Below are 12,999 nucleotides of genomic sequence, written 5' to 3' on the forward strand. Positions count from 1 at the left end.
ATTCAACTATCCCCGTCGTTTATCTCCTGCGGCCACATGCGCGCGCCATGAATGACGCGGAGCAAACGCACCGTGTCTCCGACGATCTGGTAAGGAACGACATAGGGGGTTCGGGCCACCACGAGTTCCCTCGTGCCTTCGACCCGGCCAGGGCGGCCACTTTCCGGAAAGTCGATAAGCCGGCGTACCGCATCCTCCAGCCGGTCATCGACAAGCACGGCCGCTCGTGGATCGTCTTGCGCGATCCAGGTGAAAATGGCCATGCGGTCGGCGGCCGCGTGTCGCGACCAGGCCAGTTTCATTGCGGGGGAAGGCCCTTGCGCGCCTTTTCCCGGAGCGCGGCGAATGTCGCTGAGATTTCTTCATCGGGAATGTCGGGCCGTTCGTCGTCCAGTGCTTCCTGCACCCTTGCCCTGAACCATTCGTCATAGGCCTGCTTCTCCACGAGCAGTTCCATGGGAACGATGCCCTCGCGGGCCGTCCGGGTGAGCAGGATACGGACGGCGTCGGACACGGTCAGCCCCATCTTTTCAAAGACGGCGGCGGCTTGCTCCTTCACGTCCGCGTCGATTCGCGTCTGGATCAGCGCGTTATGGGCCATGGGGACACTCCTTCGCCCGCAATGTAATGCAATCGTATGACGATTGCCACCGAGAAGCATCGAGGACGAGCCATCGGGCGGCACTTCAGTGCCGCCCCTTGCGAGCCAGGATCGTTTGACGCAGGCTGATCATCGGCGGCCAGACCTTCGTAATTTGGAGGAATTGCCATGAACGAATCGACCTGAACCAAGCGCTTGGTCGCATTAAACGCGGCTCCGCAAAACGTTGAGCACTGTGTCCGTGGGACGCGGTGGGAAAAAATCTGAGCCGTCCATTTCGCGTGGCTGGCCCTATGCCGATTTCCACCCTGTTCCGCAACGGACCGCCAGAGCCCGCCAGCGTTTGCCATCCTGAACCCCAACGCTCCCAATTGATCCGTTCTGCCCTCTTGCCGGGGCAACGGAGCCGCCCGATGCTGATCCTTGGGGGCGTGTGCAGCAACATGAATTGAAAGAATTGCCCCATGAACAATAGTGATCGTATCATCCGTATGAAGACCGTTCTGGCCCGTACCGGGCTTTCCCGTTCCACCCTCTATCGCAAGATCGCGGAGGGGACGTTCCCCAGGCAGATACCGATCAGCGTCCACGGCGCTGGCTGGCACGAATCCGCCGTCAATCGCTGGATTGCCAATCCGGCTGCCTACCGGGAGGAGGGCTGTACCTCTGGATGATCGATCGTGAAATCTCGAACGCCGGCACACGCCCGACGGATGATTACTCTCCAGAATCTCGGTCGCCGGTTGGCCATGGGCAGACAGGGGATCATCCTTGACGGGCGCTTTTCCGATTCCAGCGGAGCCCGATCGGCCCGTTCGTTTGCGGCAAAGGCGGGGACATTGCGCTCGGTCGGGTCTTAAGCGCCCGGGCGGGGAAAGTGGACGTTCGCGACGTGAGCTAACGGCGGCTTAGGGGGCAACAGCTAGGACGATCTAGCAATTATTTAGGGTGGTATGACGCGACTGACACGCGAACAACTGGTACCATATCGCTCGCTCTGGGTGTAGCGATCCCAACCTTGTGGAATCGTCCAGTCGAGCGTGGTGGCTTAGAGTTGTTTGTTGCCATCCGTCCTCCCTGAACCTTTTGCTGATTCTTCCAGGGCTTGATGCGTGGAAGGCGAATTTCCGCAGGGAGGCGCATAAGGCGAGCGCCATCCCTGATTCAGTCGGTCGACGTCCGTTCGAAATCGTCCATCCATGGGAGCAGGTCGGCAATCTTGTCCGCAAAGGGATAATCGCGTTGCTGGCCTAGCTCGGCTCCATGGGCCACAGACAGCATGAAATGCTTCTTCTGGCCCGATGCAATCTCCCGCGCCGCGGCGAGGAAACTGTCCGCATTGCCGTTCTGGAGCGCGAACTCGACGTCGTCGATCTGGCAGAATGCGACATCGCGCCGGTCGACTGGTTCGATGCCGCCGTCGGCATCCGCCAGTTGATGGGCTGCCGAGACCACCTTCTCGGCCTGGTTCCGCGCCATCGTGAGCCAACTGTCGGCAGTGACAATGATTGCCTGGCAGTGCGTCGACATTGCCAATGACCCGGTCACGCCCTTCCTGGCATGGGCGAAGAAACGCCAAAGCTGGAACATGCCCTTCGCCAGCTCATCGAAGCCGAGCGCGGCGTCGGCAAGCGGGTCATCGGCATAGCGCGCCGCGAAGCTCATGCGCTTGGCCTTGCACTCGATGGCAGCGACTACGCAGCTGTCCTGGTGCACGAGAATGTCCGGTGTGCGATATTGCGCCTTCTTCGGTCCATAAGTCGTCTCGCCAGTGACGTCGAACGGCGCCATCATTGCTTGCAGATAGTCGTGAACGTAGGCTTCGAAGCGCTTGCCGATATCGGCCCAGACCGAAGCGCCGCCGCGCACAACATCGAGATACAGGCCCGACGTATAGCGATACATGATCAGCTCGGGGATCGGCGCGCGTAGGCGCTCGCCGTTGTCACCGAACGCGATGATCGGAAAGTCACGCAGGATGCTGGGGCTGTAGCCGGTGTGACGCTGGCCTTCGCGCATCTTAGCCGTGCGCGCACGTGCCGCGCCATGCCCGATCGACAGCTTGGCCAGTGCCGCTTCGCGGACCTGCGCTCCAATGCCGATCATCGACAGATCGCGGTTGCGGTCGCCATAGTCCCGCCCGGTCAGCGCGCCCGAAAAGCACGCGCCGACCTTTACGAAATCGGGCAGCGACATACTGGCATCTGCTTCGAAGAAGCTGCGGGCGCTTCCTGTGCCATACAGCAGGATCGACCGGTACAAATGCGGTGCGTTGGCGACGCCGCGTTGCCAGGGAAACTGGCGCTGCGCGATGCGGGCCATCTCATAGAACACATCGTGGTTCTCGAGAAAAATTCCGTCCTCGGCATTTTCCACCTTCACGAGAATACCTTGCAGCACGCGCAAGGTTTGGAAGCGTGACGTATCGAGCACCCGGGTTCGGCCGATCCCGAAGTTCCTCGGCTTGGGGGTGGCGAGCAGTTCGTTGACCAGTGTCTCCAGCGACCAGAGCGGGATATGATAGGGAGAGCCAAGCTCGGCCCCGAGCGCATGGGCAGGCAGGTCGGGCAACGCCTTCAGCGCAGCAGCATGGCCAGTCTGCACGGCGACCAGGGCCGAGATCATCGAAATCACCTGCTCGTCGAGGCTGTGCGACAGATAGCGCGCCAGCTTCCTGCGATAGACGTCCCGACCGAGCCTGCTCATCTGCGGCGAGCCTTTCCCGTCAAGCCCATCTGTCCGGAATTCAGGCGCCGCACCCTAACCGAATAGCGATCGATGCGCCTCGCGCTCTGGCAGGTTGAAACGGCGCTTAATGAATTCGATCAGTTTCTGACCCGCTTTGGTCGGCGCGAGCTTATGGCCCTTGCACTTAGGGCAGTTCAAACTGGCCCGCGGTTCATAGGGGGCGGCCGGGGGCGCGTCTCCAGTGCCGTTGCAGGCGTCGCACAGCTCTTCGAGTTCAGGTAATCCGCCGTCCGTCCCACTCATCTTTGATCCTTCGCTGGTCCGATTTATTTGAGTTGAACATGCCGCCCGCGCCGCGCAGGATCAAGGAGGTGGACCTCACTGAAGGGCAGTGCTGCCGCCTTGGCACCATGCCTAGCCTGCAACTCCTGCGCACTACGGTCTGGCGACGAGCCGAGCGGCACCGTGATCACCAGGATCTGCTCCGCGAACTTCTGCTGATCCTTTGCGGAAAGGCGCGTCGTGATCGCGTTGTCGATGGCGGCATCGATGCCCTTTTTCGAGTGAAGGACTCGCCCGCGCGTGCGGGCCGCGGTGAATTGCTGCGATTTCGCATTGTCCTGCAGCCCGATGAAACCGGGAACCGCGCCGCCGCCTGCTATGCTCTTCGCCACTTCATGGCCAGCACCCGGTCGCAACAGTCGATGGATAACTCCGTGCATACTAGTCTCGCTTCGCTATATCGGTAGTCGAACGGGCGAGTGCGCCATCGCTGGATTCGGGTGACGATACCGCGCTCCCGTCGGCCAGCGCGCGCAGCTGCAAATGATAAGAGAAGGTAAGCCTATGAACACCAGCGAGGCAGCGCCAGTCTATTACAGCGAGTTGCGCCTTTCCAACGTGAAAGCGTTCCTGCCTGGCGTCGTGCTCGATCTTCGGCTGGATGGCGGACCTGCACCCTGGACCCTCGTGCTTGGCGAAAACGGCCTCGGCAAGACCACGCTCCTGCAATGTTTGGCGCTGATGCGGCCGATCCTCAACGTAGAGCAAAGCGGGCGCACCGACGCGCGCGACCCCGATCGCGTTGAGCCGGCGATTCCGGCTTATGAAGACGCGCTGCTGGTCGAGATCGCGCGGGTCGGCGAAGGATTGCAGGTCGGCATCGAAGCAGAATTCTCGATCGGACGAGAACTTCGGCCGGCGGAACGGCCCAAAGGCCGTGGGAAGCACGTCGCGACCAAGGCAGCATATCGCGTCGAGAAGCAGGATCTCACCCAATTCGATTTCAGCAAGACCAAACGCAAGCCATTCCTCCCGCCGCTGGTCGTTGGCTACAGCGCAGCCCGCCATCCGCCATACCGACGCAGCGATGTCGTCTCCGATCAGGAGGACCCGACCGCTTCGCTGTTCAACGCCGAGATCGAACTCGCCGATGCCGTTCAGATTCTCGAAGATCTCGATCATATCGCGCTGCGCGAGGATCGTAATCGCAATGGCAAATCCGGCAGCACCGCAGAAAGCCGCGCCGCCGTCCTCTACCGCGAGATCCGGCAGGCGCTCGCCTGCATCCTACCCGAAGTCGAGTGTCCCGAGCGCATCCACGTCTATGGTCCTGCGCTTCCCGGCTTCGCCGAAGAAAAGACCGGAGTCTGGATCGAAACTTATTCAGGCGAAGTCCCGCTCCACTCGCTGAGCATCGGTTATCAGACGATGTTCGCGTGGACCGTCGACCTCGCCTGGCGCATGGCCGAATATCACAAGGACAGCGTCGATCCGCTCCGCGAACCGGCGATCGTCCTAATCGATGAACTCGATCTCCATCTCCATCCCAAATGGCAACGCCGCGTCCGGCGTGACCTGTCTGGCGTTTTTCCCAAAGTGCAGTTCATCGTCACGACGCACAGCCCGGTGCTGGCGCAGACCTATCTCGACACCAATATCGCGGTGGTCACCCGGGAAGGCGATCACGCAATCATCGACAACGACCCACAGACCGTGCGCAGCTGGCGGCTCGACCAGGTGAGCGTCGGATTGCTTCACGATGCCGACCCTTATGCCCCTGAGATTGTCGAAGCCTTCGAGACACGCCGGACCCTGCTGGGCAAGGAGACGCTCGATCCAGACGATCGGGAACGGCTCGAGGCCGCTAATGCCCTAGTCGCTGCGATCCCAAGCGATCTCGCACGCGAGGACGACGAAGCTGCCAAGCTCATTCGCGAAGCCGCTGCGCTGCTGACGACGCGCGCGCCGTGATCCGCCATATCAAATCTACCGAGGTGCCGTCGTCGCTCGGGCGCGGGGTCAAGGCCAATGATGACAATTGCACCGCTTATGATGCGGCCACAGCCGACTATCGCAGCGGGGCGCGAAGCTTCGACATCCGCAAAGGGATTTACGGCACCGACGTCGTTAAACGCCAATTAAAGGCCGACCAGCACGACAAATGCGCCTTCTGCGAGGCGATCTTCGACGCCAATGTCGCAGGTGATGTTGAGCATTACCGCCCGAAGAGCGCGGTCGATACCGATGCCGGACGTATTTATCCGGGCTATTATTGGCTGGGCTACAACTGGGAGAACCTCTGCTACGCCTGTCCGGATTGCAATTCCTATCGCAAGCGCAACTGGTTTCCCCTGGAGAACGAAGCCAACCGTGCCCGCGATCATCACGCCGATATCACGTTGGAGCAGCCGCTGCTGCTAGATGCCTATGGTCCGCGCGACCCGCGCGCGCATATCGCGTTTCGGGGCGAAGCGGCGACCGGATTGACCGCTGCGGGCAACGCGACAATCGATATTCTCGCACTTGGAAGGACAGCCCTCGCGCGTGACCGGCTCCAGCACCTGCGGATGCTTACGCTGGTGTATGAAAGTGTGTCCTTGTTCAACGGCGATCCACGTCCCGAGGCCATCGCGTTTCTCCAACGTGCGCGAGCTGAGCTTGCTGCCGCAATCCTGCCCGGTGCCAGGTTCAGCGCCGCAGCAGCCGATCATCTGGCTGCGCTCGATGCCGGCGAGAATTTCCTCCCTGTCTCGGAGGCGTAACTGCCCGCCCTCTAGCCAGCGCACTGATGCAAGCGGCCCCAGGCGCGCTCGTGCGACCGCAGCAGCCAACGCGCGAAGCGGCGGCCGGTCGGCGTAAGGCCTGGAGCGTCGGCAAGCGTTGCGACCGCGGCGATTTCCTGTGCGATCTCGGCCCGGCGGCGGGTCAGATAGATGTGGTCCTCGGAGGAGGTCAAAGGCGATGCGTCGAGCAGCGTCAGCCATTGATCAATCCCGGCGAACACATAAAGACCGTGCAACAGGCCGGCGACTGGGCGTTCGCATTGCTGCCACGGCGAAAAGCCGGTCGCGTCGGTCTCCAACACCAATGGCGCATGTTGTTCGAGCAAGGTCAGCTGAAGATGCAGGGCTTCGTGCAGCAGCGATTCCGCAAGGCGCAGCGTGCCGTGGCGCTCACCGATCGGCACCGACACGAAGATCGAGAACGGGATCGAGGGTTCGGAATGGCTGACATCATAACCTGGTGCCAGCGCTTCGATCACGTGGATTGCGCGGACCAGGCCGGTGACCATATAATCTGCGCCACCCGGACGTAGCTGGTCGAGCGCCGCGCCGACCGCCGCGACAACGCCCGTAACATCATTTGTTTCGGGGAACGCACTCCGGAAGCGGACCTCAAATGCGTGCGGCAAGGGCTCGAGTGACAGGCCGTGGGGCGAAATCACGCTTGCGCCGGGCAGACGCGACTCTCCGAGCCAGGCCGCGGTCGTATAATCGGCATGGTCGATGGGCTGCGGGTTTGACCAGAACGCATCGGCGAGACGGCCGGAAAGACCGGGAAACCAGCAGGGCTCGTTTGCGACGATCCGCACGTTGAGCTCGGTCCCGATATCACTCATCGCGCTTGGCGAAGAAGGAATAGACCAGTGTAAACCGCGTGCCGCCATGCAGCCGCGAAACGGCGTGATGCGATGCCGGACTGATCGCAAAACCGATCGCGCTGCCCGAGACGGGGCGCAGGATCCGGTGAATGTCCTCGGCGTCATCGCTGTTGAAGAGCATGAAGAAGCCGCCATCGGCATCGTCGAGCCCGCGATTGAGCTGGATGGTCAGCCGGTGCGTCTCGCCGCCCTCGCGCATATCATTGTGGATGGCGATGCGCTGGCCGGGATCAAGGCGGTGCGCGACCATTTGAATGTGCGGGGCGAGCGCATCGCCGAGCGCTTGCTCCATCTTTCGCCGCAAGCGAGCGAGCATGTCAGGATCGACAAGACACGCAAGCGCTGGCGGCAGATCGGCGTCACGCAGATCGAATTCGAACTGCTCATAGAAATCGGTCTCGACCAGCGCCCAGGGCGCATCCGCCTCCAGCCAGTCCAGCAGCACTGGCTCGATCGCAGCATTGAGGCAATGCTCCGCCACGAAGTAGCGAAACGGTGCCGTTACCGATTCCACCGGTTCGAGCCGCGCGTAAGGGTCGAGGCGATCCAAGACTGGCATCGCACGCTAGCGGTTATGCCGATGATAGGTGCGGTTGTAGAGGGTGGTGTCGGCGATGCCACCGGCATCGCGCTGGCGCACCTCGGCGATTAACCGCTGCAGCGCTACGCTGTCGGTGAGCGGGAGATCGCGGGCCGGCGCCACCGCGTCGCGGGGCAATGGAATGGGCTCGTTACGCATGGTTCAATCCTCAGGCGGCATGGGGCAGGGCTGCTTCGACCAGACGACGCATTTTTGCAATTAGATGGCGCTGGTCGGCGCAGAAGATGGTCGGATTGTCATAGGCGCGCTTTTCGCTCCAGCGATGCGCGACCATGCCGCCGCCGCAAATGGCGAGATCGGGGCAGAACTGGCATGCAGCAGCGCTCGGCCGCTGCTGGCGATAATAATTAGCGAAGGCCGGGCTGCGAAGGATCTGGTCGAAGCTATCCGTCAACACCGACCAGCGTTCGCCGAAGCGATCCTCGCCGGCCCCCGCGACTTTGAGCGTATCGTTCTTGTCGACCGTGCCGTCCGGCTCGATGACAAGTATCCCGTAATCGGTGGTGCCGACGCCTTCCTTGATCGAGCGGCCACCAAGAACGAGCCGCAACATATCGTCGAGCAGTCGGACCCTTGGCGGCTCGGGATCGGACAAATAGCTGTCCAGAAACCCCTCGAGCCACCGCCCATATTCGGTCGTACCCGGTGCCGTCTTCCCGAACGGCAGCGTCTCCCAATTGCCGTCGCGCGGGAGGATGTCGAGGCCGGGAGCGCCCAAAGCCTTGAGCGCCGCATAGACCTCGGCGGGATCGCTTTCCGGGTCAATCACGGCAAGCACGCCTGCCAGCAACGGGCGCGCGTCCACCCGCGCAGTCACATTCTCGATCCCGGCGCGGACCTGCGCATAGGATCCCTTTCCGCGATGATCGACGCGAAACCGGTCATGGACATCCTGCGGACCGTCGATGCTCACGGAAATGCCGACATCATAGCGCACCAGCACATCGATGATCGGTTCGTTCAGCAGCGCGCCGTTGGTCTGGACATGGATGCCGCAGGGGTGCGGCAGGGCATCCCTTAGCTTCGCGCAGAACCGCTCGAGTTTCGCTGCACCGAGAAGCAGTGGCTCCCCGCCATGCAGAACAACACTGAACGGAGCGGCTTGCAGCGCATATTGATCGGCCAGACGGCGTGTGACGGCGTCAAGCACCGCATCCGACATCTGTTTGGGCTGATCGCGCCACGCATTGTCGCCCATATGATAGACATAGCAATAGCTGCAATCGAGATTGCAGCGGCTCGCAACCTTGAGCAGGACCGTGTCAAGCTGGTGCGCGCCGTCCTCCGAACTGGTCACCGATTGTGCCGGTTATAGGTCCGATTATACGCGCCCGTCGCTGCCCGCACATCCCCGGTGCGTACTTCGGCTATCACCCTCGCAAGTGCTGCGCTGCTCAGGGGGGCATCGACGTTTGCTGCGATCTGGTTGTTCGTCTGCATGAAGTGCTCCTTTCTATCCTCTATCATAGCGACGAAAGCGGCTGAATTCTAGCAATAAATTCGCTGCATTATCGAGCTTTTTTTGGGGATTTATGTCAACAAAACTTGCAATTAATTATCTAATAAACCACAGAATTGATAATATATTTCAAATAAAACTATAATATATAATAGATTTTATATTTAATTACTCCTGAAAAATTGAGTTTTGTATTGTAATTATTTTTAATTAGATCGATCAATCGGCTTATAAATAGGTTAAATGAAGATATTTTTAGAGTATAAATCCCTGAAAATACGACGGAGCTAAGCGTCCATAATGGAGTCAACGGCCGAAGCGACTGCTACGCGTTGTTACCGACAGGCGTCCCTGAAAATTTATCGCGAGACTGGGCGTAAAGCCGGAAGGACCATGGGACTTGTGAGCCGTCGCGCCTACATGCATATCGGTAGCGATTGACAAACGAAGAGGGCGTCGAATGAGCAACCAGACAAATACAGAAGCATTGGATCTGCCAATGTCCGCTGTCGCGCCGGTTCGGCTCGGCAAGAACGCCGACGAGAGATCGTGCGGATTGTTTCTGCCGTACCGCGCCAATCTCCCGATGGGCTTGGTTGTGGATTGGGATGACCAGAAGCATTTGATCCACTTGGATGGATCATATGCTTTCCAAGAGGCCGCCGTTGGTGTCGGCAACGCCATCCGTGGCGTAATAGTTAGTCAGGTTGAGTATCGGGTGGATGCCACGTCCCGTTACAATTCCGAGGAGGAATTTGACCCTGCTGGCGCACTTGTCCTCAGGAGTGGACAACTCTTCATCTGTTGCCGGAGGCTCGGGGATCAATTTCACGACGACCCATATCGGGTGCCCTTGATGAAGGGTTTCACCGAAGGCAGTGCGGATGAAGCGTGTGGATTTACCCGTTGGAGCATCGCTGTCCGGGAGAGCGGAAATGTGAAGGTAATTCGTTCGTTTGAGGCTCAACCCAAGACTTAGCCAGTATTTCGGCCTGCACAGGCGGACGATCAAGAACAGTCATCGAACGACTTCTCGGCGTCTGTTGTCCGAAAAATGGACGATACAAATGTAGTGTCTTCGGATCGAAATCCTCGCATTGTACCTTTTAATGCCGGTTCCAGCGGAGGAATTCGAGAAGCCTTTTGCCGTCCTCAGTCGGGACAGCGCCGCCGCCGTTACATGCATTACAGTGGCCGCCGTACTCTATCCGGTTGCCGTCCCTCCGATTGGGGATGCGACCCTCGCCGTCGCAAGCGGCACATCTTGTCTCGAGTGCTGGCAGGTTCCCTGAACCGTCAGCGATGAGGGTGCGACGCATCAAATTACCTCGTCTTGGAATGGTCTGCCACGACCTTACGGTGTGCAAAGCATCGGACTTAAAGCCTGCGACCTCCGTCAGTTCAGACGATCGGAAACACGGTGTCCAACAGCAATGTCGCCTTCAGGGCGCGCCTGAGACGGCAGCGTAGATATAACTTGCAACGCCCTTGCGCAATCTCGTTTTGTTCTCCATCATGATTTCTAAATTTTTGGGGTTCCAATGATATCTGTCTTCTTCTCCTATTCCCACGAGGACGAGCAGTTGCGCAACCAGTTGGAGCAGCAACTCGCCATTCTCAAGCGCCAGAATGTCATCGCCACTTGGCATGACCGCCGCATTACGGCGGGTGAGGTGATCGACCACGCCATCAGTAGCAATCTCGAAATGGCGAATATAATTCTCTTGCTGGTCAGCCCCGCATTTCTGGCCTCGGACTACTGCTATGACCGCGAAATGCAGCGTGCCATGGAACGTCACGAGGCTGGCAAGGCAGTCGCTATTCCGGTGATCCTCCGTCCCTGCGACTGGCATGGAACGCCATTCGGCAAGTTGCTGGCGACGCCTACCGACGGAAAGCCTGTCACCCAGTGGGCTGATCGCGATCAGGCGTTCCTCGAAGTAACGAAGGCTATCCGGGCCGCCGCAGCGAAGCTTGGGCCACAGCAGCGGGAATTACCAGCGCATACTTTCTCACCAATGCAGTCGCGATCGCAGTCATTGGCCGCACCGGCTTCGCGATCTAGCAATTTGCGCCTCGCGCAGACTTTCACGGAGCGCGACAAGGACCATTTCAAGGTCGAGACTTTCGAGTTCATTGCCCGCTACTTCGAGGGCTCACTTAAGGAGCTTCAGGCCCGTAATCCCGGCATCGAGGGCACATTCCGGCGCCTTGATGCAAACCGCTTCAATGCGGTGATCTATCGCGGCGGGAAGGGCCTGACACGCTGCACGGTTTTCATGGGCGGCGGCTTCATGAACGGCATTGCCTATACTGCCAATGAAACCAGCGAGAGCAATTCCTTCAATGAAAATCTTAGCGTCGAAGCTGATGACCAAATGCTCTACCTGAAATCCATGGGGATGAGTTTTAGGGGCGGAACCGGTGAAAAGCTTTCTCAGGAAGGAGCCGCTGAGTTGTATTGGGGAATGCTCATCCAACCACTTCAGAGCCGCTAGGAGGCACAGGCATGATCGATCCGTCCGAGTGTTTTGCCGCCCCGATATCAGTCGCGCAGGAGATGACTCTTGTCCTGCCTCGCGGGGACCATGAACACCGCTGCCTGATCGTTATGAGCGAGGGCAAGCCCGTGGTCGTTTGTCTTGACGAACTCCATCAGCTCGGTCGGTTTTTTGCGTTCGAATGTGACGGCCAGAATAGTTGGAATGGCCTTCATCTTCCGGGCGTCCGTATCGAATTGGACGAGGCCAGCCTGAGTGAGGCGCAGGGGCATTTTATTCCGCGAGGCGCAATGGAACGCTCCGAGGACAAGCTATCCCTGCGGGTGCAGTTTGAAGGGCGTTTTCACTCGTCGGCAAGCTCTATCACGATCCTTGATGGATTGCGTGCCTGCGCGGCGTACCAGTCAGCCTGTTTCCTTAAATGGCAGATCGTACTGGGAGTAGGTGAGGAGAAACGAGTGTTGGCGACAGTGGATGCGACTCCGATCACCAACTGACGGTCGCTGTTATGTTCCGGCTGGTCAAAATTACTGCTGGATAACATCGTCAATGCACAAAGACTCTGTTACCTAGCGAAGCGCATGTGCCGATGCTGGCTACGGCATAAATCAAAGTTTAGCTGAGGAGATCAGCTTCACGAGGTTGTGGGCGCGAAGGATGTGATGGCAGAACCGGTCGGACGGGGAGCAAGGACAACCCAAGGACTGTCTTAGGGTCATAGCCTGCAAAGCCGATCGGACCTTGTTCGCGGACACCATCAGGGCCAGTAGTCTGCACCCGACTGCATCAACAGGCCGGACAGACGACTGCACCCGACGGGACGTCAGATCATCACTTTACATTTGCAACGCGGGAGCCATCCACAGACGCCAGTCCGCACTTGGTAAGTGGAAATCGCCGGCTAAGCGGCCACAAATGGTCGAAGAAACATGCCGCTTATTCCGCTTTTTTGAACGGACCCTTGAGAACCTTCGCGCCGTCGCGCAGGAAGTCGATGTGATCGGACCAATGCTGCATCATGCGGACGCGCTCCTCCCAATATTCCCCGCGCGAATAGGCGCGGCGCACGGCGTTGTTGTCGCAATGGGCAAGCTGCCGCTCGATCGCGTCAGGATGCCACAGGCTCATCTCGTTCAATAGCGTAGCCGCCATGGCCCGGAAACCGTGACCGGTCATCTCATCCTGCGCATAGCCCATACGCCGCAA

18 protein-coding genes are annotated in these 12,999 nt (G+C 59.5%); 6 read left to right on the plus strand and 12 right to left on the minus strand.

The window, feature by feature from the left end; genetic code table 11:
* Nucleotides 1–2 precede the first annotated feature (2 nt).
* Entirely contained in the window at nucleotides 3–302 is a 300-nt protein-coding gene (locus tag MJ601_RS21245) for a type II toxin-antitoxin system RelE/ParE family toxin (protein ID WP_242130394.1), read from the minus strand.
* On the minus strand, nucleotides 299–601 hold the full coding sequence (locus MJ601_RS21250; protein WP_137709962.1) for a type II toxin-antitoxin system RelB/DinJ family antitoxin: 303 nt from the start codon (nucleotides 599–601) through the stop codon (nucleotides 299–301). Before MJ601_RS21250 ends, MJ601_RS21245 begins: the two co-directional genes overlap by 4 nt.
* A gap of 464 nt (nucleotides 602–1,065) precedes the next feature.
* Between MJ601_RS21250 and MJ601_RS21255 the strand changes: the two genes are divergently transcribed.
* A complete protein-coding gene (locus MJ601_RS21255; protein ID WP_242130395.1) occupies nucleotides 1,066–1,275 on the plus strand; it encodes a helix-turn-helix transcriptional regulator in 210 nt (69 codons plus the stop codon).
* A 490-nt stretch (nucleotides 1,276–1,765) separates the two neighbouring features.
* On the opposite strand, the gene MJ601_RS21260 is transcribed toward MJ601_RS21255, so the two are convergent.
* The 3 genes from MJ601_RS21260 to MJ601_RS21270 all read right to left on the minus strand — a co-directional run bounded on the left by MJ601_RS21260 (nucleotide 1,766) and on the right by MJ601_RS21270 (nucleotide 4,011).
* Nucleotides 1,766–3,226 carry a hypothetical protein gene (locus MJ601_RS21260; RefSeq protein ID WP_242130396.1) on the minus strand — a complete coding sequence of 487 codons (1,461 nt, stop codon included), beginning with the start codon at nucleotides 3,224–3,226 and terminating at the stop codon, nucleotides 1,766–1,768.
* 135 nt (nucleotides 3,227–3,361) lie between these two features.
* Nucleotides 3,362–3,592, minus strand: a complete 231-nt coding sequence (locus tag MJ601_RS21265) for a hypothetical protein (RefSeq protein WP_242130397.1) — start codon at nucleotides 3,590–3,592, stop codon at nucleotides 3,362–3,364.
* Nucleotides 3,593–3,615: 23 nt separating this feature from the next.
* Nucleotides 3,616–4,011: a hypothetical protein gene (locus tag MJ601_RS21270; protein ID WP_242130398.1), complete on the minus strand. Its 396-nt coding sequence runs from the start codon at nucleotides 4,009–4,011 to the stop codon at nucleotides 3,616–3,618.
* 124 nt (nucleotides 4,012–4,135) lie between these two features.
* Between MJ601_RS21270 and MJ601_RS21275 the strand changes: the two genes are divergently transcribed.
* Nucleotides 4,136–5,542, plus strand: coding sequence for an AAA family ATPase (locus tag MJ601_RS21275; RefSeq protein WP_242130399.1), 1,407 nt, complete (start codon nucleotides 4,136–4,138; stop codon nucleotides 5,540–5,542).
* On the plus strand, nucleotides 5,539–6,333 hold the full coding sequence (locus MJ601_RS21280; RefSeq protein WP_242130400.1) for an HNH endonuclease: 795 nt from the start codon (nucleotides 5,539–5,541) through the stop codon (nucleotides 6,331–6,333). The genes MJ601_RS21275 and MJ601_RS21280 overlap by 4 nt, the downstream gene beginning before the upstream one ends.
* An 11-nt stretch (nucleotides 6,334–6,344) precedes the next feature.
* On the opposite strand, the gene MJ601_RS21285 is transcribed toward MJ601_RS21280, so the two are convergent.
* From MJ601_RS21285 to yhhA (MJ601_RS22160), 5 genes are read right to left on the minus strand one after another with little or no spacing between them, the layout of a single operon-like run.
* On the minus strand, nucleotides 6,345–7,190 hold the full coding sequence (locus tag MJ601_RS21285; protein WP_242130401.1) for an aKG-HExxH-type peptide beta-hydroxylase: 846 nt from the start codon (nucleotides 7,188–7,190) through the stop codon (nucleotides 6,345–6,347).
* Complete coding sequence (yhhC, locus tag MJ601_RS21290; protein ID WP_242130402.1) at nucleotides 7,183–7,791, minus strand: cyclophane-containing peptide 2OG-Fe(II) oxygenase YhhC; 609 nt, start codon at nucleotides 7,789–7,791, stop codon at nucleotides 7,183–7,185. The genes MJ601_RS21285 and yhhC overlap by 8 nt, the downstream gene beginning before the upstream one ends.
* A gap of 6 nt (nucleotides 7,792–7,797) precedes the next feature.
* The gene (yhhA, locus tag MJ601_RS21295; RefSeq protein ID WP_242130403.1) at nucleotides 7,798–7,971 is read right to left on the minus strand and encodes a YhhA family cyclophane-containing RiPP; all 174 of its coding nucleotides are present in this window, start codon (nucleotides 7,969–7,971) and stop codon (nucleotides 7,798–7,800) included.
* Nucleotides 7,972–7,981: 10 nt separating this feature from the next.
* On the minus strand, nucleotides 7,982–9,130 hold the full coding sequence (yhhB, locus tag MJ601_RS21300) for a cyclophane-forming radical SAM/SPASM peptide maturase YhhB (protein ID WP_242130404.1): 1,149 nt from the start codon (nucleotides 9,128–9,130) through the stop codon (nucleotides 7,982–7,984).
* Complete coding sequence (yhhA, locus tag MJ601_RS22160; RefSeq protein WP_491572943.1) at nucleotides 9,127–9,300, minus strand: YhhA family cyclophane-containing RiPP; 174 nt, start codon at nucleotides 9,298–9,300, stop codon at nucleotides 9,127–9,129. The genes yhhB and yhhA (MJ601_RS22160) overlap by 4 nt, the downstream gene beginning before the upstream one ends.
* A 452-nt stretch (nucleotides 9,301–9,752) precedes the next feature.
* Here yhhA (MJ601_RS22160) and MJ601_RS21305 point away from each other — a divergent pair, with 452 nt between their 5' ends.
* A complete protein-coding gene (locus MJ601_RS21305; protein ID WP_242130405.1) occupies nucleotides 9,753–10,271 on the plus strand; it encodes a hypothetical protein in 519 nt (172 codons plus the stop codon).
* Between the two features lie 127 nt (nucleotides 10,272–10,398).
* Here MJ601_RS21305 and MJ601_RS22165 read toward each other — a convergent pair whose 3' ends face one another.
* The gene (locus MJ601_RS22165; RefSeq protein ID WP_430980953.1) at nucleotides 10,399–10,611 is read right to left on the minus strand and encodes a hypothetical protein; all 213 of its coding nucleotides are present in this window, start codon (nucleotides 10,609–10,611) and stop codon (nucleotides 10,399–10,401) included.
* Nucleotides 10,612–10,833: 222 nt separating this feature from the next.
* On the opposite strand from MJ601_RS22165, the gene MJ601_RS21310 reads away from it, so the two are divergent.
* On the plus strand, nucleotides 10,834–11,790 hold the full coding sequence (locus MJ601_RS21310; protein ID WP_242130406.1) for a toll/interleukin-1 receptor domain-containing protein: 957 nt from the start codon (nucleotides 10,834–10,836) through the stop codon (nucleotides 11,788–11,790).
* Between the two features lie 11 nt (nucleotides 11,791–11,801).
* Nucleotides 11,802–12,290, plus strand: a complete 489-nt coding sequence (locus MJ601_RS21315) for a hypothetical protein (RefSeq protein ID WP_242130407.1) — start codon at nucleotides 11,802–11,804, stop codon at nucleotides 12,288–12,290.
* 439 nt (nucleotides 12,291–12,729) lie between these two features.
* Here MJ601_RS21315 and MJ601_RS21320 read toward each other — a convergent pair.
* Nucleotides 12,730–12,999 (minus strand): tyrosine-type recombinase/integrase (locus tag MJ601_RS21320; RefSeq protein ID WP_491572944.1); only part of this gene is annotated, 270 nt, incomplete at its 5' end.

Source organism: Sphingobium trunci (assembly GCF_022664535.1).
Lineage (GTDB): Bacteria > Pseudomonadota > Alphaproteobacteria > Sphingomonadales > Sphingomonadaceae > Sphingobium.